21 protein-coding genes and 1 other RNA gene are annotated in these 23,198 nt (G+C 57.1%); 8 read left to right on the forward strand and 14 right to left on the reverse strand.

Translation table 11 applies throughout. The features are described 5' to 3' along the window. Nucleotides 1-38 precede the first annotated feature (38 nt). Together FGU71_RS02175 and FGU71_RS02180 are read right to left on the reverse strand one after the other, a co-directional pair. Complete coding sequence (locus FGU71_RS02175) at nt 39-866, reverse strand: ABC transporter ATP-binding protein (RefSeq protein ID WP_142787051.1); 828 nt, start codon at nt 864-866, stop codon at nt 39-41. 3 nt (nt 867-869) lie between these two features. Then, a complete protein-coding gene (locus tag FGU71_RS02180) occupies nt 870-1,982 on the reverse strand; it encodes an ABC transporter permease (protein WP_142787052.1) in 1,113 nt (370 codons plus the stop codon). A gap of 147 nt (nt 1,983-2,129) precedes the next feature. Between FGU71_RS02180 and FGU71_RS02185 the strand changes: the two genes are divergently transcribed. From FGU71_RS02185 to FGU71_RS02195, 4 genes are all read left to right on the forward strand, one after another. Next, nucleotides 2,130-4,883, forward strand: coding sequence for a valine--tRNA ligase (locus FGU71_RS02185; protein WP_142787053.1), 2,754 nt, complete (start codon nt 2,130-2,132; stop codon nt 4,881-4,883). A 145-nt stretch (nt 4,884-5,028) separates the two neighbouring features. Further along, a complete protein-coding gene (locus tag FGU71_RS02190; RefSeq protein ID WP_142787054.1) occupies nt 5,029-6,009 on the forward strand; it encodes a serine hydrolase domain-containing protein in 981 nt (326 codons plus the stop codon). A 58-nt stretch (nt 6,010-6,067) separates the two neighbouring features. Continuing rightward, entirely contained in the window at nt 6,068-6,229 is a 162-nt protein-coding gene (locus tag FGU71_RS14040) for a hypothetical protein (protein WP_185960179.1), read from the forward strand. Next, nucleotides 6,220-6,954, forward strand: a complete 735-nt coding sequence (locus tag FGU71_RS02195; RefSeq protein ID WP_142787055.1) for a 7-carboxy-7-deazaguanine synthase QueE — start codon at nt 6,220-6,222, stop codon at nt 6,952-6,954. Before FGU71_RS14040 ends, FGU71_RS02195 begins: the two co-directional genes overlap by 10 nt. A gap of 34 nt (nt 6,955-6,988) precedes the next feature. On the opposite strand, the gene FGU71_RS02200 is transcribed toward FGU71_RS02195, so the two are convergent. The 5 genes from FGU71_RS02200 to FGU71_RS02220 form a co-directional block, all read right to left on the reverse strand. Beyond that, a complete protein-coding gene (locus FGU71_RS02200; protein ID WP_142787056.1) occupies nt 6,989-8,662 on the reverse strand; it encodes an ATP-binding protein in 1,674 nt (557 codons plus the stop codon). 123 nt (nt 8,663-8,785) lie between these two features. Continuing rightward, the gene (locus FGU71_RS02205; RefSeq protein WP_142787057.1) at nt 8,786-9,553 is read right to left on the reverse strand and encodes a TIGR02186 family protein; all 768 of its coding nucleotides are present in this window, start codon (nt 9,551-9,553) and stop codon (nt 8,786-8,788) included. Continuing rightward, on the reverse strand, nt 9,550-10,464 hold the full coding sequence (locus tag FGU71_RS02210) for a sulfite exporter TauE/SafE family protein (RefSeq protein WP_142787058.1): 915 nt from the start codon (nt 10,462-10,464) through the stop codon (nt 9,550-9,552). Before FGU71_RS02210 ends, FGU71_RS02205 begins: the two co-directional genes overlap by 4 nt. Nucleotides 10,465-10,563: 99 nt before the next feature. Further along, nucleotides 10,564-11,688 carry a hypothetical protein gene (locus tag FGU71_RS02215; RefSeq protein ID WP_142787059.1) on the reverse strand — a complete coding sequence of 375 codons (1,125 nt, stop codon included), beginning with the start codon at nt 11,686-11,688 and terminating at the stop codon, nt 10,564-10,566. Then, the gene (locus tag FGU71_RS02220) at nt 11,685-13,094 is read right to left on the reverse strand and encodes a glycosyl transferase family protein (protein ID WP_234035598.1); all 1,410 of its coding nucleotides are present in this window, start codon (nt 13,092-13,094) and stop codon (nt 11,685-11,687) included. The genes FGU71_RS02215 and FGU71_RS02220 overlap by 4 nt, the downstream gene beginning before the upstream one ends. 90 nt (nt 13,095-13,184) lie before the next feature. Between FGU71_RS02220 and nhaA the strand changes: the two genes are divergently transcribed. After that, nucleotides 13,185-14,441 carry a Na+/H+ antiporter NhaA gene (gene nhaA, locus FGU71_RS02225; protein ID WP_142787061.1) on the forward strand — a complete coding sequence of 419 codons (1,257 nt, stop codon included), beginning with the start codon at nt 13,185-13,187 and terminating at the stop codon, nt 14,439-14,441. Between the two features lie 32 nt (nt 14,442-14,473). Here nhaA and FGU71_RS02230 read toward each other — a convergent pair whose 3' ends face one another. After that, nucleotides 14,474-14,911 (reverse strand): VOC family protein, encoded by a 438-nt coding sequence (locus FGU71_RS02230; protein ID WP_142787062.1) that lies wholly within the window; start codon nt 14,909-14,911, stop codon nt 14,474-14,476. A gap of 213 nt (nt 14,912-15,124) precedes the next feature. Between FGU71_RS02230 and FGU71_RS02235 the strand changes: the two genes are divergently transcribed. Next, nucleotides 15,125-15,775: an SIMPL domain-containing protein gene (locus FGU71_RS02235; RefSeq protein ID WP_234035751.1), complete on the forward strand. Its 651-nt coding sequence runs from the start codon at nt 15,125-15,127 to the stop codon at nt 15,773-15,775. Nucleotides 15,776-15,875: 100 nt separating this feature from the next. On the opposite strand, the gene FGU71_RS02240 is transcribed toward FGU71_RS02235, so the two are convergent. Further along, nucleotides 15,876-16,811: a TorF family putative porin gene (locus FGU71_RS02240; RefSeq protein WP_142787063.1), complete on the reverse strand. Its 936-nt coding sequence runs from the start codon at nt 16,809-16,811 to the stop codon at nt 15,876-15,878. A gap of 333 nt (nt 16,812-17,144) precedes the next feature. Between FGU71_RS02240 and FGU71_RS02245 the strand changes: the two genes are divergently transcribed. Both FGU71_RS02245 and FGU71_RS02250 read left to right on the forward strand, forming a co-directional pair. Continuing rightward, nucleotides 17,145-17,945, forward strand: coding sequence for a metallophosphoesterase family protein (locus FGU71_RS02245; protein ID WP_142787064.1), 801 nt, complete (start codon nt 17,145-17,147; stop codon nt 17,943-17,945). A gap of 105 nt (nt 17,946-18,050) precedes the next feature. Further along, nucleotides 18,051-19,538, forward strand: coding sequence for an FMN-binding glutamate synthase family protein (locus tag FGU71_RS02250; protein WP_142787065.1), 1,488 nt, complete (start codon nt 18,051-18,053; stop codon nt 19,536-19,538). Nucleotides 19,539-19,544: 6 nt separating this feature from the next. Here the strand turns inward: FGU71_RS02250 and FGU71_RS02255 are convergent, their stop codons facing one another. The 5 genes from FGU71_RS02255 to FGU71_RS02275 all read right to left on the reverse strand — a co-directional run bounded on the left by FGU71_RS02255 (nt 19,545) and on the right by FGU71_RS02275 (nt 23,080). Continuing rightward, the gene (locus tag FGU71_RS02255) at nt 19,545-20,333 is read right to left on the reverse strand and encodes a hypothetical protein (RefSeq protein WP_142787066.1); all 789 of its coding nucleotides are present in this window, start codon (nt 20,331-20,333) and stop codon (nt 19,545-19,547) included. Nucleotides 20,334-20,415: 82 nt separating this feature from the next. Next, an RNA gene (gene rnpB / locus FGU71_RS02260) (RNase P RNA component class A) lies at nt 20,416-20,832 on the reverse strand. A 73-nt stretch (nt 20,833-20,905) separates the two neighbouring features. Continuing rightward, nucleotides 20,906-21,619: an aquaporin Z gene (gene aqpZ / locus FGU71_RS02265; protein ID WP_142787067.1), complete on the reverse strand. Its 714-nt coding sequence runs from the start codon at nt 21,617-21,619 to the stop codon at nt 20,906-20,908. Nucleotides 21,620-21,710: 91 nt separating this feature from the next. Beyond that, nucleotides 21,711-22,421 carry an N-acetylmuramoyl-L-alanine amidase gene (locus FGU71_RS02270; RefSeq protein WP_142787068.1) on the reverse strand — a complete coding sequence of 237 codons (711 nt, stop codon included), beginning with the start codon at nt 22,419-22,421 and terminating at the stop codon, nt 21,711-21,713. Nucleotides 22,422-22,426: 5 nt separating this feature from the next. Beyond that, nucleotides 22,427-23,080, reverse strand: coding sequence for a histidine phosphotransferase family protein (locus FGU71_RS02275; protein WP_142787069.1), 654 nt, complete (start codon nt 23,078-23,080; stop codon nt 22,427-22,429). Nucleotides 23,081-23,198 lie beyond the last annotated feature (118 nt).

Below are 23,198 nucleotides of genomic sequence, written 5' to 3' on the forward strand. Positions count from 1 at the left end.
GGCGTGTCTGTCCATCGCCTTATCCATCTGGCAGTCTGTCATTCCGAGCCATCTTGACGTTGATGCGCGCGTTGATGCGAGCTTTGCGCTGCGCGGCCGCGCGGTCCGTTGAAATACGCCTCGATCCATGGATGGCCGGTTTCGATAAGTTCGGGGATCGTGCCGACAGCCACCACTTGTTTATCCGCGATCACCGCCACCCGGTCGCAAATTTCATATAGCGTATCGAGATCGTGCGTGATCAGAAAGACGGTGAGGCCCAGCGTCTCTTTCAGCTCTCTGGTCAGCCGGTCAAAAGCAGCCGCGCCAATCGGATCGAGGCCCGCTGTTGGCTCATCAAGAAACAGCAATTCAGGATCAAGCGCGAGCGCGCGGGCCAGACCGGCACGTTTTTTCATCCCGCCGGACAATTCCGAAGGGAATTTGGCAATCGCATCTTCGGGCAGGCCCGACAAAAGCACTTTATAACGCGCAATTTCTTTGCGCAGTTCAGGCGAAATATCGGGATAAAACTGCCTGAGAGGCACTTCGACATTTTCGCCCACGGTTAAGGTTGAGAACAACGCGCCGCCTTGGAACATAACGCCCCAGCGGCATCTGACGCCCAGGTCCTGATCCGGATCAATTCCGGTGATTGTGCGTCCGAATACCGAGATATGGCCATCATTGGGTGTTTGCAGCCCGATGATCGAGCGCATCAACACCGATTTGCCGGTACCCGAACCGCCAACGACGCCCAGAATTTCGCCTTCGCGAACCTCCAGCGAAAGGTCTTGATGGACCGTGAAATCGCCGAACCGGTTGACCAGCCCTTTGACCACAACCGGCGGGTTTCCGCTGAAACGGGGGTGAAGCGTATCATCCATCGCTCAGCCCCAGCCGATTTCTGTAAAGAACACCGCGAAAAACGCATCGAGCACGATGACGGCAAAGATGGCAGAAACCACCGCCATGGTCGTGCGCAGGCCGACCTGTTCCGAATTCCCCTCTACCTTCATGCCGTGATAACAACCGGCAAGCCCGATAATCAGGCCAAATACCGGGGCCTTGATCAATCCGACCCACATATCATGTGTCGGTACCACTTCCTGAATACGTTCGAGAAACGTGAAGAACGGTATGCCGAGCGCAAACTGCCCGACCACAGCGCCCCCGATTATCGCGACGACGGAGGAATAAAAGCCGAGCAGCACCATCATAAACGTGCAGGCGAGAATGCGCGGGATCACCAGGCGTTCTGCGGGGGAAATGCCGATTGTGCGCATCGCATCGACTTCCTCGGTGAGCTTCATCGTGCCCAATTGTGCGGCAAAGGCGCTGCCGGATCGCCCGGCAACCATGATCGCTGTCATCAAGACGCCAAGTTCGCGCAAGGTGATCCGTCCGACAAGATTGATGGTCAGCGATTCCGCGCCGAACTGTTCCAGCTGCACCGCGCCTTGCTGCGCGATGACAATCCCGATCAGAAAGCTCATCAATCCGATAATCGGCAGAGCGGACACACCGACCAGTTCCATCTGGCGTACCGTCGCCTTGAGCGGGAAACGGCTCGGATTGCGGATCAGGCGGCCCATCCCGATCAGCACGCGGCCCAAAAACCCGACTACCCCGATGATCCCGGCGCGCATATCGAAAACCAGCTCGCCCATCGCTTTGGGCACGCGGATCCACACCGGGTCGCGCACAGGGCCATCGCCGGCATCGCCGCTTGCATCCTGAACCGCATTTAGCAGCCGCGCGGCGCGATCATTCGCTCCGACGATTTCGGCTTCGTGACGATCCGCAAGCCGAACCATGACCCACGCGCCGATTGTGTCGATTTCATTTACGCCGCTGATATCGATGACAGAAATGTCGGCATCAAGCCGATTGAATTCATTATCAAGCGCGCCGATGCTGGAGACGAGCAGCGCCCCTTCGATTGACAGCAGGGCGCGCCCATCGTCCCTTTGATCAAGTGTGAATTGCGCGGCCGCGTCCATAACGCCGTAAGCTATGCGGTTAAATCGCAGCGCAAACAACCCGCCAGTTCGGCAATTATCAAACTCTCCGTTGCGCCCGCCCATTGGCGCTGTATTGGAGGGAGACGAAAATCTGGCGCTTTCACAGCGCAGCATACGAGAAAAAGAATGACACTCGACACCACATTCAACCCCGCCTCTATCGAGGAACGCTGGTACAAACATTGGGAAGAAACCGGCGGTTTCCGGCCCGAGCGGCCCGACGCGGAAGCCTTCACCATTGTGAATCCGCCGCCCAATGTCACCGGCAGCCTGCATATCGGCCATGCGCTGGACAACACGCTTCAGGATATCGTGATCCGGTATGAACGGATGCGCGGCAAGGATGCTTTATGGGTGGTCGGCACCGATCATGCGGGCATTGCCACGCAGATGGTAGTCGAACGCCAGATGGAGGCGAAGCAGGACAAGCGCACCAATTATTCGCGCGAAGAATTCGTCGATAAAGTGTGGGAATGGAAAGCCGAAAGTGGCGGCACGATCACCAATCAGCTGCGCCGGCTGGGCTGTTCGATGGACTGGAGCCGCGAACAGTTCACGATGGACCCGCATTTCACCAAAGCGGTCCTGAAAACCTTTGTCGATCTGTACAATGACGGCCTGATCTACCGCGACAAACGGCTGGTAAACTGGGACCCGAAACTGAAAACCGCGATCTCCGACCTTGAAGTCGAGACGCAGACGATCGCAGGCAGTTTCTGGCACTTTAAATACCCGTTAGAGGCCGGTGTGACGTTGGCAGATGGGCGCGAATATATCGAGGTTGCGACCACGCGGCCCGAAACGATGCTGGCCGATATGGCGGTCGCGGTGCACCCGTCAGACGAACGCTATGCCAGCGTCGTCGGCAAGCATGTCGTCCTGCCGATTACGGGCCGCCGCATCCCGATTGTGGCGGACGAACACGCCGACCCCGAACTGGGCAGCGGCGCGGTGAAGATCACGCCGGGCCACGATTTCAACGATTTCGAAGTCGGCAAACGCGCAGGCTTTGCGGCGGGCGAGATGCTCAACATGCTCGATGGCGATGCCAATGTCTGTCAGACTTCTGACGGCATGGTCCCTGACGAATTTATCGGCCTGCACCGCTTCAAGCGTGACGGACAAGACGGCGCCCGCGAAGCTGTGGTCGCGCGTCTGAAAGCAGACGGCTACCTGATCCCGCACATCGCCAAGACGAAAAAAGGCGAAGAGGTCGAACACGACGCAGAGCCGCGCCAAATCGCAACGCCTTTCGGTGATCGCGGCGGCGTGGTGATTGAACCGTGGCTGACCGATCAATGGTATGTCGATGCGGAAAAGCTCGCCGCCAAACCGATCCAGCAGGTCAAATCCGGCGAGATCGAGATTGTCCCTGCGACATGGGAAAAGACGTTCTTCAACTGGATGGAAAACATCCAGCCATGGTGCATATCGCGTCAGCTGTGGTGGGGGCACCGGATTCCCGCGTGGTTCGATGCGGACGGCAATGCCTATGTCGCCGAGGACGAGGCAAGCGCTCAGGCGCAGGCCGGTGACGGTGCCGTGCTAACGCAGGACAATGACGTCCTCGACACGTGGTTCTCCTCTGCGCTGTGGCCGTTTGCCACGCTCGGCTGGCCGGACAATACCGATCTCGTCAAGAAACACTTCCCCAACAACCTGCTGATCTCCGGCTTCGACATCCTGTTTTTCTGGGATGCGCGGATGATGATGATGGGTCAGTACAATATGGGACAGGCCCCGTGGCCCAAACTGTATCTGCACGGTCTGGTCCGCGCAGCAGACGGCGCGAAAATGTCCAAGTCCAAGGGCAATGTCGTCGATCCGCTCGGCCTGATTGACCAATATGGCGCGGATGCGCTGCGGTTTTTTATGGCCGCGATGGAAAGTCAGGGCCGCGACATCAAGATGGATGAACGCCGTGTCGAGGGATACCGCAATTTCGCGACCAAGCTGTGGAATGCGACCCGTTTCTGCCAGTCCAACGGCATCGGCGCGTCCTCCACGCTGCGCGCGCCCAAAGCCAAGCTCGCCGCGAACCAATGGATCATCGGCGAAGTCCAGCAAGTCTGCGCCGAGATTGAACATGCGATGGCCGATCTGCGTTTCGATGCGGCGGCCAATGCCATTTACCAGTTCACATGGAGCAAATTCTGCGACTGGTATCTGGAACTGATCAAGCCCGTATTTGCCGAAGGCGCAGACCCGGACGCGATGCCAGCGGTTGAAACCCGCGAGGTCGCCGGTTGGGCGCTCGACCAGATCCTTGTCATGCTGCACCCGTTCATGCCGTTCATCACCGAAGAACTGTGGCACGCGCAGGTTGAACAGGGGGGCACGCGCTCCTACGATCTGATCGTCGCCAGTTGGCCAAACCCGCGCGCCGAAGTTTCCAAGGAAGCAACCGACGCGATCGACTGGGTGATCGACCTCACCACCAATGTCCGCAGCGCGAAAAACGAGCTTGGCATTCCGCCCGGCGCGAAACTCGCCGCGTTCCTGCCGAATGCCTCGCCCCTCGCGGCCAGCACAATCGAGCGCAGCAGCGCCGCGATTGAGCGCCTCGCGCGCCTGACGCCCGTCACCATCGGCGAAGCGCCCGATGGCCCCGCCATGCAGGTAACGGCGCAGGCATCGGGAGGCAGCGACGTGTTCATCGTCCCGCTCGAAGGGATCATCGACATCGCCGAGGAAAAAGCGCGTCTGGAAAAAGCGCTCGCCGCTTCGCAAAAGGAAGCCAAATCGCTCGAAGGGCGGCTTTCAAATGCGAACTTCGTCGAACGCGCCAAGCCCGAAGCGGTGGAGAAAGCCAAGGCTGACCACGCGCATCATTCAGCCGAAGTGGAGCGGCTGGAAGGCGCGCTGAAACGGTTGGGGTAGACAACGTTATCGGCGGAATGTCTGTTTTCAAGAAACCACGGGGGACTGCGTTATATCCGAGTGCGGGGCGGATGAATGCAAAGGCGGCTTAGGCGCTAAGTGTATTACCCTTGTAAAACACCTGTGGACCTTCTAGCTAAGTGATATGGATAAAAAACGAACCGTTCGCTCAATCGTAAACCTCATTTTGACCGGAGTGGCAGCTGCGACTTTAAGCCTGCCGCTTCACGCCAAAGAAGACGCTCCGCATGTGAGCGCAATTCTTTCATCGGATGGCACACTCAATTCCTCGGTCGTCGGATATGACCGTGCCAACGCCGCGTTCAATATTGGATCAATCGGCAAGTTCGCCTGTACGCTGGCGGCCCTGCGACTATCCGATCAAGGCCTGCTCGATATTGATCAGCCAATTGCCGATATTCTTCCTGATTTCGATGGCGGTTCGCCAGTAATTACTACCCGTCATTTGCTCGCCAACCGCTCGGGCCTGCCCGACGGACCGAGACCACAGTTTCTGACGGATGCAGCGGTCCCGCCCTCTACAATAACCGCAATTGAGGCCGCAAATCTCTACGCTTCTGGTGAGACGATTGGCGCGCCAGATGAGACCTTCTCTTACAACCTGCTCAATTGGGTTGTCGTGCAAGCTGTTCTAGAACATGCCAGCGGGCGTAGCTTTGCCGACCTGTTGCAGGATACCGTTTTGAAACCGGCGGGAATGAGCAATAGCTACATGTTCGTCGGTCAGCTTGGTCCACGCGGACAACAGCCGGAAAACCCCGCAAAAAATCTTCCGCGCTTCTTGCAGTGTGCAGGCGGCCCTGCAACCACACCCGCTGATTTGTTAGCGCTATTGCGCTTCCCTCACAAAGGCGGACTTTCGTTTGAGTCACTGGCTGCTTTGACAACTATTACAACGCCAGACCAAAGCTATACTCTGGGTGGAAGATATATTGAGCATATGGGGCGGCAATGGAGCTGGCAGAGCGGTAGTATCGGCCCATACAAAGCCTTTGCGATTTATGATCCGCAAAACGATATCGGTTTTGCTGCGATGACCGCATCCGGCAAAGAGCATGCTGTCGAGGATCCTCGGAATGCATGGTTGGGCAGTCTCCCGGAATGAACGAGGCGCCGTGACCACCAACCTTTCCTACGCGTGCCATTCACGCTAACGCGCAACCATGTTGAACGCCGACGCCATGCCGCCGAAATTGGAAAGTTGTCACCTGTGTCCTACTCGCAGTTTTTCACGCGTTCTCAAAGCTTTGGGCATGTATGAAACGGGTGACATGTTGGATAATGTGTCATGCGTTCCCAACACAGGAATGCCGCCATGGCTTTAGTACTTGCCACTGACGACACCGGCGGACCTGAAATTTTCGCCTCGCTGCAAGGCGAAGGGCCAAGCGCAGGCGTGCCGGTGGCGTTTATCCGCCTGTCGCGGTGCAACCTTGCCTGCACGTGGTGCGACACGGCCTATACGTGGCATTTCGAAGGCGATAATCGCGAGCACCGCGATGGGGTGACGTTCGACCGTACAGCCAATCAGGTGTCGCTTGATCCGAAAGATGCGGCGCAGCGGATTGCTGCTTTGGGGCAAAAGCGCCTCGTGATTACGGGCGGAGAGCCGTTAATGCAGGGCGGCGCGCTCGCCGATATGCTGGCGCACCTGCCCGATATCGAAGTCGAGATCGAAACCAACGGCACCACCAAAGCGCCCAGCCACGTCGATATTCGCGTCGATCAATACAATGTCAGCCCCAAGCTTTCGCATAGCGGTAATGCCGCCGACCTCGCGCTGATCCCAGAGCGGCTTGATTTCTATGCCTGCGACCCGCGTGCTTTCTTCAAATTCGTGATCGCCAGCCCCGAGGACGTCGACGAAGTGCTGGAATTGCAGCGCACCTACCGGTTCAAACCGGGCCACGTCTTTCTGATGCCCGAAGGCACCGATAGCGAGACGCTGCGCATACGCGAGAAATGGCTCAGCGGTTTGTGCCTCGAACATGGTTTCCGGATGAGCGACCGAATGCATATCCATCTGTATGGAGACACACGCGGCACGTAGGATCTTGGGCCAAAAGCAGCCGGAGAAATCCCGCCTAGCCTTGCGAGCGCCAGCGCAGAACAACGCGTTCGACCAGCTCCTCTTCTCCGCCGTCCTCTCTCCAAAGATCGACAAAGCTGGGGTCTTCGGAAGCAGGGCGTTTGTGTTCTTCGAGGAAGTCAAAGTTTACGCGGATCGGGATGGCAACACCCTCTCCGCAGACGATGCATTCGCGGTTGCGCAAGGCAGGGATGGAATCGAGGAAACCGCGCGCGCCTTCGGGCATCGCTGCTTTCACGAAAGCCTGATCGCGTTCGTTGTTGAGGCGCATCGATATGATCGTACCGCACTGCGACAAAACGCCTTCTGCCAAGTCGGAGGGACGCTGGGTAATCAGACCGAGCGAAATACCGTATTTCCGGCCCTCCTTGGCAATCCGGCTGAGGATTTTGCCAACCGATGACCCGTCGGCGTTTTTCTCGTTGGGAACATAACGGTGCGCTTCTTCGCATACGAGCAAGATTGGACGGGTGCGCTCTTCGCGGCCCCAGATTGCGAAATCAAAGACCAGACGCGAAAGGACAGCAACCACGGTCGAAGTGATGTCGGATGGCACACCGGACACATCGATAATCGAAATCGGTTTACCCCCGCCGGGCATGCGGAACACTTTGGAAATGAAATCTGTCATCGTGTCGCCGACCAACATGCCGGAGAACATGAATTGATAGCGCGGATCGGCCTTCAGCTCATCGAGCTTGCCCTTGATCCGCATGTAGGGGGCTGACGACGTTGCTTTATCGAGCTTGCCCATCTCGTCCTGAATGACGTTGGAAAGATCGGAAAGGAGATAGGGAATCGGCGAATCCACCGTGATTTTGCCCATCGTTTCCGCCAGCCGGTTTTTCGAGCGCGCGTGCAAGAGGCACTTGGCCAGAATATCCATGTCGACCTGGCGTTCATTGCCCGCGCTGGTGAGAAGCACTTCGCAGTGTTCTTCAAAGTTCATCAGCCAATACGGCATCTGAAGATTGGACACATCGAGGATTTGGCCGGTTGTGCGGAAGGCTGCGGAATATTCGCCGTGCGGGTCAATCATGACGATATGACCATTCGGCGCAGCTTCGCAGATGCGGTGGAGGATCAACGAGGCGCTGGTGGATTTACCGGTACCGGTCGAACCGAGCAACGCGAAGTGTTTGCCCAGCATCGCATCGATATACAAACCGGCCCGAATATCGCGGGTCGGGAAGACCTTGCCAATGGTGATGTTTGCCCGGCCATCGCTGGCATATATCTGTTCAAGATCTGGCGTGCTGGCAGGAAATACCATCGCTCCGGGAACAGGATAGCGGGTCACACCGCGTTTGAATCCGTTGATCCGACCCGTCAGCTTCTCCTCGCTGCCTTCGCCGAGAAAGTCGATATGTGCGATAATCCCGCTTTCGCTGCGGCGATCCTTGCGTTGATCGCGAACACTTGCGAGCAACCATGCATCGCCGACGCGAATTTTAATCTGGCTGCCGACCTGACCTGCCAGTTTAATCGAGGGGTCATCATCATCCATGCATTCGTTGAGACGCTGGAGATCAAGCGCAATTTGCGAGCCCGCGCCTGAAATTTCCAGCACGACACCAATCGGCATACGGGCATTATCCATCTCGTCATCCGGCGAAGGCCGTGCGTCTGCCGCCGCGCTGTCGAAATTCTGGCTGGCCATATCGTTCATGTTCGGCGGTCCTCTGACTGCAAGATTGCTCGCCTAGATCATTACAATCTGGCTGTGTTTCCAAAGTCAGGGGATTATCGGGACTCGGTTAAGATCGCGTCAACGATACGCGTACCGGCGGCGCTAAGAGCGATTGAAATACCGTCCCGCAAACCAGCCCATGCCCAGCGAAAGCAGGATTGCGACAAGACCATAGACGAAGGAGTTCCGTTCGGCTTCGGCCACAACGCGGCCTTCGAGGCCGACTTTTGCCACTTCGATATCCGCAGTGGCACTGGCCAGAACGCGGCCTTCGGCAATGGCGAAAGTTTCCGCCGTGTATAGGCCGGTGATCACATTGGACGGGAGGGTAATACGCGCCTGATACAGCACCCCTTCGCTGATCCGGACGCCGTCTTCGTCTTCTTTATACAGCCCTGCACGCTGGCGCATTTCGACAAGACCGGCTGCAAAGCGTGCTTGTTCTTCGGGTTCAATCTCCCCGCTCGGGCTTAGCTGGATAAATTCAGTGCCCAGTTCATAGATGGCGGCAGTGCGCTCATCGACGATTTCCGCAACCGGTCTGGAGGATGCCACGGCGAAAAATGCCGGCGCCGAACGAAAATCGCTCGCTCCGGCATTCATCCAGATACCCGCGATCCGGTCTTTCTCTCGCAAGCGGATTGGTTCAGCCGGGCCTTTCAAGACGACGACGATATCGTATTGCGCTGCGTCCCGTCCGCCGACAGGATCAATCACTGCGCCGTAAAGCAGCAGGTCCGCTCCCGTAAAACCCTGGCGCACCTCAATCCGCGATTGGCTGACCTCGGGAACCAGAATAGGCTCGCGCTGGGCCGTCAGTGAAAACGCAGCCAGGCCCAAAAATGCAATCCGAAAAGCGCGCTCGATCATAGCGGACTGACGGTGTAAATCTCGTCCGGCTGAACCCCCAGACCATAAAGCATACGCAGCGCGACCAAGAGCACGATAGCAGCCAGCACCAAACGCAGCACTTCGGGCCTGGCCTTCATTGCAACTTGCGTCCCGAATTGCGCACCCAGCACAGATCCGAGCAGCAACAGACCGGCAAGGACAATATCGACCGCTTTGGTGGTCAGCGCGTGGGTCATGGTTGTTACCATCGTCACAAACAGGATCTGGAACAGCGACGTACCAACCACCACGTTGCCGCTCATCCCAAGCAAATACAGCATCGCTGGTACCAGCAGGAAACCCCCGCCGACCCCCATCAGCATGGTCAAAATTCCAACCAATGTTCCCAAAATCAGCGGAGCAAGCGGAGAGATATACAAACCCGAACGGTAAAACCGCCACCGAAACGGTAAACCAGCCACCAGCGGATGGTGACGTCGCTTGCGCGGCTGCGCAGTCTCGCCCGATTTGCTCGGACGAAGCGCGGTGAGGGCCTCACGCATCATGAGCGATCCAATTGATCCCAGCAGCACTACGTAGAGAATATTGATCACAACATCGATCTGGCCAAGCGCCTCGAGGATGTTGAAAAAGACAGCACCGATCAGCGCGCCGACAACACCGCCGCCAACCATGACCGCGCCCATACGATAATCGACGCCCTTGCGTTTCGAATGGGCCAGCACGCCAGAAACACTCGCACCGGTTACCTGAGTTGCTGCGGATGCCGCAGCGACAGTGGGCGGGATGCCGTAAAAAATCAGCAAAGGCGTCGTCAAAAAGCCCCCGCCAACCCCGAACAGACCGGACAAAATACCCGTCAGCCCGCCAAGCAGCACGATGAACAATCCGTTCACCGAGAGATTCGCAATTGGGAGGTAGACGTCCATGGTGCCAGCGATACTCCACGCAGCGCTTTGATGATAGCCGCTCTTGCGCGGTGTTCCCCCATGAAGCCGCGCGGATCAAGCGCGTCTTCATCCGACTGTTCAGAAGCGTGTCGACAAAGTGGCTGCAACCCCGGAACCGGGCGACGCATCGCCGCCAACCCGCTCTCGCCAATCAATCGACAGCCGGGCCGGAACCTCGCCTAAAGTCAGATCAAGCCGCATTGTCGGCCCGACATCCATTCTGGCCGCCCCTTCTTGTGCCCCGCCCCACGCGCCTGCCCCTAATGAAAGGCGGGCATTGGTATCGGCAGGACCAGAGAAATTGACCAGCTTCCGCGTTACCGCTGCTTGACCATCGGCAAACGCCGTTGCGCCTTCGCCGCCAACATATCCTGCCCCGCCATATGCCTCCAATTGGAAATTGGCCGGCAGTTTCTGCGGAGGCAATTCAGTGATGGCCATAACTGCTGGGCGGACGTTCGTTGAAAACCGCGTCTGTGTGACGCGCCATTCTGCGGCGAGGCGCACCGGAACCGCGCCGATCGGCCGGGCCGATGCGCCTGCTGCCAGCTCGCTCTCTCCATTGTCGACCATAGCCCGGTATGCACGGGCATAAATCCGCGGATCCCGCAGCGATGAGGGGTTAATCCGGTACTGCAAATTGGCACCAATCTGGCTTGCCCCGTAAATCGGAACGCGTCCCTGCGAGATCGCTGTCGATGATGACCCCGCGCGCCAGAAACCCCATGTGTCGAAACTCCATCGGCCAGGCTTCGATCGCCCTTGGATAGGCGGCGCAATAGGAGTGACACCGGCGAGCTGCTCTGGCGCTTTTGTTGCATGCATTGGCGTTTCACCCAGCGGCAATTTTGCACCTAGGGCTTTCAACCACAGCATATGATGGCCGAATGAAATATCGGGATCCGTTTGCACGCTAACGGTGCCTTCCATCCCCGGCCTTGCCGCAAATTGAGCAGGAAGGGCATCGATCTGTGATCGACCGCCCTTTGTGAAGACCGAAAACTTGTTCTCTTTGTTGACGGGCGCTGATGATACCGGACGGCTATTCGCGTCAGCGAACAACGTCTGTGCGGTCGGAAACGGCAGGGCGATAGGAAACGGATTTTCCCATGTCATCGCCCGTCCACCGGCCCAAACCGCAAAGACCAGACCCAACACGATTAAGGGGCTGCCCCTGCGGGATGTATAAGTTTTGTGGGTCATTGGGCGCCTGCCCGCGCGTTGGCGAGAGATGCCGGGTGCGATCTGTGCGGGGTCTTGTCCCAAACAGCTGCGCTGCCCGACAAAGTTTTGATATAGGCGAACGTCGCCCTTCTTCCGGCCATGATCGCAACGATATTCGTGATAGGGATGCGCAAAACAGCCCTCAGCCCCTCGGCTGGGCCATATTCCCGCGCTGTAAAGCCAAACCGGAACCCGGCTCTCCAGAGAAACGCAATAAAGTTGGCAATCAGCAACCATTCAAGCAGCGGTGACAGCGCCACAGGTTGCCCATATCCCATCGCAGCCGCGGTCCACCCCAATGTGGTCAGCGCGAGAAGGGTATACCCCATTAGCAACACGAGCGCCGTCATCGGGCCGCGCCGGTCGCGGCCTCTCATCCACATTTCGATCACGCTACCGCCCCAGCCAATCCTGTCCCAACCCTGCAATGCGATCCCGTGAACCCAGCGAGTTTTCTGACGGATCACCTCCTCCAATCGCGAGGGGAAATAGGCCCGTGTCGCGACAAGAAGCCCGTCTTGATCGCGGGCTCTTACAAACTGGCAGATCCCGCCGGCCTGTGCGACAGCCAGACCCAGCTCGTAATCTTCGGTCAGCGATTCCGCGTTGAAGGGGCGGTGATCGGCGCGTTGATGGCACAACCGCTCAAGCGCGCCGCGCGATACGGCACATCCCACCCCGGCCGCTGGCAAGCCCGCGCCCAGAGCATTGCGCACGACCATCGCCTTGCCATGCGCCTCGGCAAACTCTTCGCAATAATGGCTCCCAAGCCACCGGCTGCGCGCTTGCGGGAGGGGTTCGACCGGTAGTTGAGCAAAATCGGCGCCTGCACAAACCGCCCTGTCGAGCAGTGCGAGGCCAGCAGGATCGACCAGGTCTTCTGCATCGTGGAAAACGGTCATGGTAAAGCGCTCACCGCTTCGCCGTTCATCGTCACACATCGCCTCATATAAACGGTTCAGGCAATCGGCTTTGGTGCTGGGGCCGGCGCAATCGTGAATCACTATGCGAAGACGCGCATCGCCCCCAGCGGCGGCCATCGCAGCGGTGATCGAGGCCGGATCATTGCGATAACAGCCGATGTAAAGCCGCAGCCCCTTTTGCGGCCAGCTTGAAAGGGCGTGCCGGATCGTGTCGCCGATCACCTCGGCTTCGTCCCATGCCGGAATGAATATCGCAGCGCCCCCGTGTAAGGGTTCGCGCTGCATCCGAGCGCGGTCAATCACAGGAGTATCGGCTTTCCCTGTCAGCTTAAGCCATATCCAGACCAGATCGACGGCCAGATCATCAGCCGCACCGATCAGGAAAAACACGCCTGCAAATAACAGCAATTCATGCTGGAACAAAGCCAGCCATTGCCACAAATCAAAACTCAAAAGCGTCAAGGCGACCCCCATACCTCACGAGAAAAATAGACTAACGCGGCCTGATAGGCCTTGCAACCAGTTCAAGTTTTCTCAAAGAGTGCGCGCAATATGCCAGATATCGATCCTCTCCCCATCAAACCGCTTCGCAAAATCTTTGCGCCGGTCCGCGCGCTGTTCGTAGGCGATGCCTCTGCAGGGATTTTGCTGATTATTGTGGCTGCCGCCGCAATGCTCGCCGCGAACTCCGCCTATGCAAGCGAATATCGTGAACTGTTTTACGGCGAGCTGTCCTGGACGCCCATCGCAAAACTCAAGGATCTCCATTATTGGATCAATGATGGATTGATGGCGATTTTCTTTTTTGTCGTCGGGCTAGAGGTTAAACGCGAGGTTGTTGCCGGCCAACTGGCCGATCCGGCAGCGCGGCGTTTGCCGATGCTCGCCGCAGCAGCGGGCATGCTGGTTCCGGCTGGCGTTTACATGGTAATCTCGGGCGGAGGCACATACGCCGATGGCTGGGCCATTCCCGCAGCCACCGATATCGCTTTTGCAATGGGTGTACTTGGATTGCTGGGCAGCCGTGTGCCCGCATCCTTAAGGCTATTTTTGCTTACGGTTGCCATCGTCGATGATATTGGCGCCGTGGTCGTCATCGCGCTGTTTTATACAAAGTCGCTCTATGCCGAATGGCTGCTCGCAGGGGTTATCGTATTCGGCCTGATGTTTGCGCTCAACCGGATGCGGGTATCGGTGTTTTGGCCCTATATCCTGCTTGCTGTGGTGCTGTGGTATTGCGCGCTCAATTCCGGTGTCCATGCAACGATCGCAGGAGTGGTCGCCGCGTTGACTATCCCGTTGCATCGCAAAGACGGCAATTCGATGCTGGAGCGGCTCGAGCACGGGCTTGCTCCTTGGAGCGCGTATCTTGTGGTGCCCGTATTCGGCTTTGCCAATGCAGGTGTTTCTCTTGCCGGGATGGGTCCAGAGGCGCTTGTCGCGGCGCTGCCTTTGGCCGTTGCCGCAGGATTGGTGGTTGGCAAACAGCTTGGCATCTTCACAATCGTGTGGATCGCGGACAAGACCGGCTTTGCAAAGCGTCCTGAAGGGGCCAGTTGGCCCGAGATTTGGGGCGTATCGATCCTTTGCGGGATCGGTTTCACAATGAGCATTTTCATCGGCGGACTGGCGTTTCCTGACCAACCAACCCTGGTCGAGGAAGCGAAAATCGGCATCCTGCTGGGTTCAGGGATCTCTGCGATACTGGGCTTCGTGATCTTGCGGCTTACGACCACGCATCCCGATGAGGATTGCGACGATCAGGGCACCGCCCCGTTGGACCCGTATCCAGAAGACCCCTTGCGCTGATTATTACAGCGCAGAGGGGCCCGCGCGGCGAATTACCAGTTTCCGGTGTTTTCCATGCTGGCCCACGGCTCTTGCGGCTCAAGATTGCCGTCCTGCAACAACTCGATTGAAATCCCGTCCGGTGATTTCACGAACGCCATATGGCCGTCACGCGGCGGGCGATGGATAATATGGCCTGCATCGGCGATCCGTTGGCACGTTTCGTAGATATTATCGACGCGGTAGGCGAGATGGCCGAAATTGCGGCCACCATCGTAATGCTCTGGCGCGCTGCCATCTTCGGCTGGCCAGTTATAGGTTAATTCAACCTCGGCGATGCCCTCCTGCCCCGGCGCAGCGAGAAAGATCAGAGTGAACCGGCCCGCTTCGACATCAAACCGGCGCACCTCCTCCAATCCGATCAGCTTGAAAAAATCCACCGTGGCATCGGGATCAGAGACCCTGATCATGGAATGAAGATACTTGGTCATGCTGACTCCTCGCGTTCATTTGGCAGCAATTCAATTTCGGTTCATCGATTATTATGCACAACTCACCGCAGGTTTAGCGATGAGGAGGATTTGATGACCGGAAATAATTCAACGACACACGCGGACATGGAGGCACCGGCGCCAGCGCGCAAGGGCAACCTTGGATCTGTAACCACACGCTGGTTCGGCACGGCCGCCATTGTATCGGTTGGTATGGTCGCGGGCGGATACCTGCTGGGCGATGGATTGTTGAGAGCCAAGGAAGCCGAACGGTCAGTAACTGTGCGCGGTTTGGCCGAGCGCGATGTAACCGCAGACCTTGCGACATGGACCATTTCCTATTCCGCGAGCGCGACCGATTTGGGCGAAGCGCAGGGAAAGGTACGCAGTGATACACAGGCCATCGAGGCATTTTTTGCCGGGCTCGGCTTTCCTGAAAGCGCGCTTCAACCGACCGGAGCAAACGTGTCCAGTTACACCAATCGCGGCGTGACAACCTACACCGTTAGGCAACGGCTTTCATTGCGGACCAATGATATTGCGCGCGCGCAAAAGGCAGTGGCCCGGCAATTTGATCTGGTTAGCCGCGGCGTGTTTCTCGAGGAAGGGTCCGGGATGAGCTACACATTCACCCGCCTCAATGACATTAAACCGGAAATGGTGGCCGAGGCGACCAAGAATGCGCGCGCTTCAGCGCAGCAATTTGCCGAGGACTCGGGCGCAGGGGTCGGACCAATCAAGGATGCAACGCAGGGATATTTCTCCATCGACGCGCGCGACGGTGTTGGCGGCGGCTGGGGCAAATCCGATAGTCCGTACAAAAAGGTACGCGTTGTCACGACCGTGAATTTCAACCTCGACTAAGCAAAAAACGCGGGACCATCGCTGGTCCCGCGTTCTTTAGAGGTCCCGCTATTCCGCTTATCTGCGGATAGGGCGTTCGCTCCTGCGACTGAGCAACTGTTTAGAAGCTTGCGCTGAGCGTTACGACGAATGCATCATCGGTGAAAGTTCCTGCTGGATCAATCAATGCATCGCCTTCAACACCAATGTAAGCGGCGCTGAATGTAACCGGTCCAACGGCCAGATCAGCGCTGATCGACCAATCGACAGCGGAGCTATCGGCGGTGAACGTCAAGAAGCCTTCGGTATAGCCAAGGTGGCCATTCAAGGTGATCGGCGAGTCTGGGATGGCGACACTGACATCGGAATAGAGGTACAGATTGTCCGTCCCGCCAAGCGAATCCTGATCCGGTGCGTAAGCAATACCACCAGTCAGCGATGCCGGGCCGAGGCCGAAACTGACCGAGCCGTAAAATTCGATGTAATCGAAATCACCTGGACCGGTCGCGTCAGGGTAAAGATAAGCGATAGCGCCGACATCAGCCGAAAGGCCATCGGTTAGATTACCGCTCCAACCGCCATACAGGTCAAGCTCTGTCGAGCCGTATCCGACAGTCTGTTCATCCAGATTGGAAGCCCAGGTGCCGACGTAAAGACCCGATTCGTGTGAAAGGTCAAAGCCGCCTTGGACAGCGAATTCACCGTCAGTCAGCGCAACACCGCGAAAACGGTATTCGGTAGCAAAAGCAATGTTGGCGGAAAATGAGAGAGGGCTGCTCTCTTCTTCTTCGCCTTGGATATTGCTGATCTTGGCATCATCAACCGGCGCGTTTGCACGATCGATAGAGGTCGCCATGACGACGACATTCTGATCGCTTGCGGTGCCATCCAGCTCAGCTGAAGCTGCGAGCAGCTCGTCACTGATTTCGATTGCACCTGTATCGACGGTGATATTGACCACCTCTGAAACGGTTTCAGAGGCAAATGCGGGCGCCGCAGAGAGGAGGAGGCCCGCAGAGAAAGTAGCGGCGGTTAGGCCGCGGATGGACGTGAGCATTACAACTTCCTTAAATTTTTGTTGTTGCTTCGTCCCACCTGCACATCCGGCGGTCATCATTTTATGCGATGATCTCATCCAAATGCGAAACAAACGTGCACAATTATGCCGCACCGCACAAGAGAAATTGCGCGATGCGACCAAAACCAAACGAATTGTGTGATTTATGCATCATACCAATCGATAGGGCCGGGTCATTTGCGGTTCAGTGAAGCTATGCCTATGTGAAACCTGCCGCCCGCGCTGCCATCGCAGTGCAAACGCAGCGGCGAACACCCTATTTCAGGCCTGCTATCCCCCCAATTGCGGCCATGCTAAAACGAATATCGAGCTATGCTAAACACTCTAAGCAAGATCTTCAGATCCCGCTCTCAAATACAGCGCCCCGCTGTGCCAGACGGCACGCGGTATTATGTGATAGGTGACATTCACGGGCGGCTCGATCTGTATGAGGCTTTGATTGATGCCGTCGAGCGTGACGACGCGGCCAGCATTCCGGCAGCGACTCAAATTATCCTTTTGGGAGATCTGGTAGACCGAGGCCCGGACAGTGCCGGTGTGATCGAGCGAACGCGCAAATGGCAGAAAGAGCGCAATGTTCGCGTGCTTGCCGGTAACCACGAAGAAATGTTTCTGCAGTCGTTTGAAAAGCCTGACATTCTGCGCCACTTCTTAAAACATGGCGGACGCGAGACTATCCTGAGTTACGGGATATCGCAAAAGCAGTTCAACGCGATGACACTTGAAGAGATGCACGCATTCCTTCCGCAACTGATCCCCCAATCAGAACGCGATTATATCGCCGCGTTCGAAGAGATGATCGTCGCTGGCGACTACGCCTTCGTCCATGCAGGAATTGATCCGGCGGTGCCGCTCAACGCCCAGAAACGCAGTGATATGCTGTGGATTCGGGATCGCTTCCTTGATCATCAAGGCGCGCTGGAAAAGGTTGTCGTGCATGGCCATACAATTTTCGACAAAGTCATGGATTGCGGCAACCGCATTGGGATCGACACAGGTGCATTTCGGTCTGGAGTGCTGACCGCGCTCGTCCTTGAAGGGGATAGCCGCAGGACCATTCAAACCTCCACCAATGACGATCAAATCACTGTTGAGATTGCACAATCGGCATAATTCCTCCCGATTGCAGTAGACACCTGTCTTTCTGATAATACCATGCATCCGGTATAGCCGTGATTGAAAAGCCTGCCGGCACACCATTGGATGAGGGACGATAAAATGACTGCAATTCTGGACGGATTGACCAGCCTGTTCATCTTTATCGTGGGTTTGATCGTCCTTGTTCTCATCGCGATTTTCTTCATCGACCGCTATCAGACCAGCGATACGGTTCGCCGCAATTACCCGGTGATTGGCCGGATGCGTTATGTCTTGTCGGAACTTGGTGAATTCTTCCGGCAATATTTCTTTGCGATGGATCGTGAAGAGCTCCCCTTTAACCGGGCTCAGCGTGATTGGGTCGATGATGCATCCAAAGCCATATCGACCAATGTGGCCTTTGGCTCCACCCGCAATCTTGACGCTGTTGGCACCCCGATTTTCGTCAATTGCCCTTGGCCTACGCTTGAGCGGGATGCGGTAAAAGCACCGGCAATGAAAATTGGCGAAGGCGCAGCCCGCATTCCTTATGACGCGCCATCGGTCTTCAACATATCCGGGATGAGCTATGGCGCGCTTTCGACGCCGGCTGTGCGCGCTTTATCGAATGGCGCGGCCAAGGCCGGTTGCTGGATGAATACCGGCGAAGGGGGCCTTGCTCCCTATCATCTCGAAGGGGGCTGCGACATCGTGTTCCAGATCGGTACCGCCAAATATGGCGTGCGCGACAATGAAGGCAATCTGTCGGACGAAAAGCTGCGCGAAGTGGCATCGCACGATCAGGTCCGGATGTTCGAATTAAAGCTTTCTCAGGGAGCGAAGCCGGGCAAAGGGGGTATCTTGCCCGCCGCAAAAGTGAATGCCGAAATCGCCGAAATTCGCGGCATCCCGGAAGGCGAAGCGTCGATTTCACCCAATCGCCATACGGATATCGGCAATATCGACGAATTGCTCGATATGATTGCGCATATCCGCGAGGTGACCGGGAAACCTGTGGGGTTCAAAACTGTCATCGGAGCCTATGGCTGGTTGGAAGACCTTTTTGCCGAAATCAACAAACGCGGGGCGAAGAGCGCGCCAGATTTCATCACCGTCGATAGCGGTGACGGCGGAACGGGCGCGGCTCCGATGCCGCTCATCGATAATGTTGGCCTGACCTTGAGAGAGGCGTTACCGATGCTGGTCGATTTGCGCGACGCAGCAGGCCTTACCGATCGCATCCGCATTGTCGCCAGCGGCAAACTGGTGACACCCAGCGAAGTGGCATGGGCTCTTTGCGCGGGTGCGGATTTCACGATATCGGCCCGCGGTTTCATGTTTGCGCTTGGCTGTATTCAAGCGATGAAATGCAACAAAAACACCTGCCCGACCGGTATCACCACCCACGATCCCAGCCTGCAACGCGGACTAGATCCGGCGAATAAAGCGGTGCGGGTTGCCAATTTTGTAAAGCAGATGCGCAAGGAGGTGGGCGTTATCGCCCATTCGGTGGGCGTGACCAATCCGCGCGGCATGAAACGGCATCATGTGCGGTTGGTGTGCGCCGATGGAAGGTCCCGCCCGCTAGATGAACTGTATCCGAGTGTCGGCACATCAAAAGCGGCATGAACCGGCCTAAACACCCAGCCAATGGCGGCGGTTACTCGGCGTAGACAAGCCGATAAAGGCAGCCAGTGCAACCATGATGCCGGAGCCGATACAGGCCCATGCAATCGCCGGATCTTCCTGTCCGCCGCGAAAATAAATCGCCGTCAGCGCCCAGCAAAATACCAGCGCATACCACGGGTTGCCCCGGCTTCGCACAGTGGCAAGCGCGGCAATTATGCCGCCAATCGCGACCATGATCGCCGTGACGAGCGGATAGGGTCCGTCCGCAAGAACACCCGAATACACAAGCGTCGCAGAAACATTGACGATACTGGCCGCGGTAAGCCAGGCGGCAAGCCCGCTAAAAACCAGAGCGACAATCCAGCGCTCTTTATGCGTAAAATAGGATTGCTCTCCCAACGCGCGCAGAACCACCAGCAAACCAATCAGCGACGTGAAGATGATAACGGCGGATATCACCGTGAGATTATTGAATTGCGTATACATCGCCCACACACCTTGCGCAGCCAATGCAATCGCCGCAGGCCAGCCAATTGTACCGAGCAACGCATTGCGGCGCTGGCCGGGCAGCGCCTGCCAGATCGCAAACACCAATGAGCCCAGGAACAGTGGCCCCCAAATGGAAAAGGCCCATCCAGATGGCGTGATCAGCGTCCTGACAGAATCCGAACGCGCACCGATTTGTTCTCCCATTCCAAAAGCGGGAAGAAAGGTTGATCCAATCTGGCAGACGACCGCAAGAACAATAGCGATCCTCTGAAAGACGCTGCGCTCACGAAATAGGGTGTTTTCCATAATGTTCTAACGGCTCTTTGATTGCCACGTTCCGGGGCTCGCTCAATTGGCCTCACCCTGGCAAAGGTGTAGGCCAACGATAGTGTCAGGGGGCTTCATAAGCCGGGTTCTGTCTCCGCCCGCGGTATCTGCCAGGCAGACCTGCCGTGCGGCGGCAACCATTCATCTAGGCTGTCCATTGCTGAACAGCTCAAGCAGCCAACCCGGATCTCTCGGCGCGAAGCGCTCCTGCCGTAACGGCGCGAGATCCCTATTTGGCCTTGCTCCAGGTGGGGTTTACCATGCGGACGATGTTACCAGCGCCCCGGTGCGCCTTTACCGCACCCTTTCACCCTTGCCTGTGCCCTTTAGGGGCCATCGGCGGTATACTCTCTGTGGCACTTTCCCTAAATGCCCGCCTAAAAGGCGAACACTCGGCGGGCATTACCCGCCACCTTTGCTTCGTGGAGCCCGGACTTTCCTCGCGATCTTTCGACCCCGCAGCTGCCTCGGCCCCCTGACAATGACACTTATACCGAAAGGGCCAGCTTTAGGAAAGCCGGCCCTTGAAGGATGATAGGTTTAGGCAATCATTATTCTTGACCGCCAATATTCTCGATCGGCTCATCCGGCGAAATCAGCTTCCAGATCAGCGCGCCGACTGCGGCTCCAATAAGAGGCGCAGCCCAGAACAGCCATAGCTGCGAGACCGCTGCTGTATCTGCATAAAAGGCCACGCTTGTGGACCGCGCTGGATTTACCGATGTATTGGTCACCGGGATCGAGATCAGATGGATCAGCGTCAGAGCAAGACCGATCGCAATCGGCGCAAAGCCCGCAGGAGCTTTCGCGGAAGTCGACCCGAGGATCACGATCAAGAACCCTGCGGTCAGTACAATTTCGATCACTAGCGCCGAGGTCATCGAAAAGCCGCCGGGCGATAATTCGCCATACCCATTCGACGCAAAGCCGCCCGCCTGAAAATCCGAAACACCGCTTGCAACAAGATACAGCATACCCGCTGCAGTGAATGAGCCGAGAAGCTGTGCGACCCAATATGGGATCAACTCACCCCAGCTGAAACGATTGCCAAGCGCGAGCCCAAGCGAAACAGCGGGGTTGAAATGCCCGCCTGAAATACCGCCGACCGCATAAGCCATAGTCAGAACAGTCAGTCCGAATGCAAGCGATACGCCGACAAAGCCAATCCCGAGTTCAGGAAAAGCCGCTGCCAGCACCGCCGATCCGCAGCCTCCGAACACCAACCAGAATGTACCGATAAATTCGGCTCCAAGCTTCCGCATCATTTCAGATCCCTCCATATTTCAAAACCGCGTTATGCAGTCATAAAAGCACAAATGGCCGAAATCTGCTGTAAGGGTTTGTAAACTGGCGGCTCTAACGCGTGTCGCCTCGGTCACGCTCCAACAGCAAATGCCACAGGATCGCGCCCAGTTGCGCGTCGTACCGGCCTTCGATCCGGTTGGGCCGCCAACGCCGCTCAAACGCTTCGATGGTTTTGCGCCCTTCGGTTATGTCGTAACCGTATCGCTCCAATGCGAGGATAAAGGCGCCTTCATTATGGAAGGGATCAACCTGATCCAGTTTTTCCGGACGCGGCAGGCACAGGCCATATTCCGCGAGACGATCCCAAGGGAACAGCTCGCCCGGGTCCACTTTGCGAAGCGGGGCAACATCGGAATGGCCCACCACATTGGCGCGCGGAATATCATATTGCTTCAGAATTCTCGCAGCCAGAGGCACCAGAGCTTCGATTTGCACGTCTGTAAATTCGCGGTAGCCACCGGCATGTCCCGGATGATCCAGTTCGATCCCGATACTGGCGGAATTTACATCTTTCGTGCCGCGCCAAAACGAAGCGCCGGCATGCCAGGCCCGCTTTTCTTCCGGCACAAGCTGGGTGACCACACCCTCTTCACTGATCAGGTAATGCGCCGAAACCTTGGCCTCGGGATCGGTTAACCGTTCCAGCGCGGTCTCCACCGGTTTCATTTCGGTATAATGCAGCACCAGCATGCTGATCGGAGACGTGCGCTCGTCAAAATTGGGTGATGCTTTCACCGCATGGACTAGCTCATTTGTCTCCATCGCGCTCACCCGATCATGCCTTCTGGTTCCGGCAACACAGCGCCAAGCACCAGCGCATCATCAGTGACCGCATATTGCAAGCCGCCGCCAATTTCCTCCGCCAGCAATGCGATCATATGCGCTGCAGCGGTGCGGCTGGTGATTTCAACCGCGGCAATATCGCCCTGCAATGCGTGGCCGATTGTCTCGTCAAAGGCGATTTTTGGTCCCGTTGCGCGGGCCACAATCTCGATATTGCCATCGCGTTTTTCCGCGCCAATATCCAGCGTGCCGCCGCGCACCAGCGCGTCCAGCGCGATTTGCGACAGGTTCAGCATCACTTTAACCGCAGGTTTGGGGAGGCTATTTTCCGAAATGGCCCATTGGATCTCAACCCGTTTGGCATCACTGGCCAGCGCGTTGATCACGTCGCGCGCTTCTTCGACAGGAACATTCTCTCCAAAACCGCCCGCCGCGCCGAAAGCCAGCCGGAAAAATTTGAGTTTATCCGTACTGGTCTTGGCGCTTTGTTCGAGCAATTCGACGCATCGCGCCCGCATTTCGGGATCTTGCTCATCAGCGAGCAGCTCAAGCCCGTTGGCCAGCGCCCCGACAGGAGAGAGCAGATCGTGGCACAGGCGCGAACAGAGCAGCGCAGCAAGGTCGGTTTGCGAAGTCATTGCGCGTTCCCATCGTCAATCAAAGTGGTCGAAGGTGACACAGAACCGTGTTCCTGCATTCCAACCGATGAATAGTATACCATTGTCATTGCTGTATTTAATCCCATTCTACCGGCGT

The sequence above is a fragment of the Erythrobacter insulae genome, assembly GCF_007004095.1.
GTDB classification, from domain to species: Bacteria; Pseudomonadota; Alphaproteobacteria; order Sphingomonadales; family Sphingomonadaceae; genus Erythrobacter; species Erythrobacter insulae.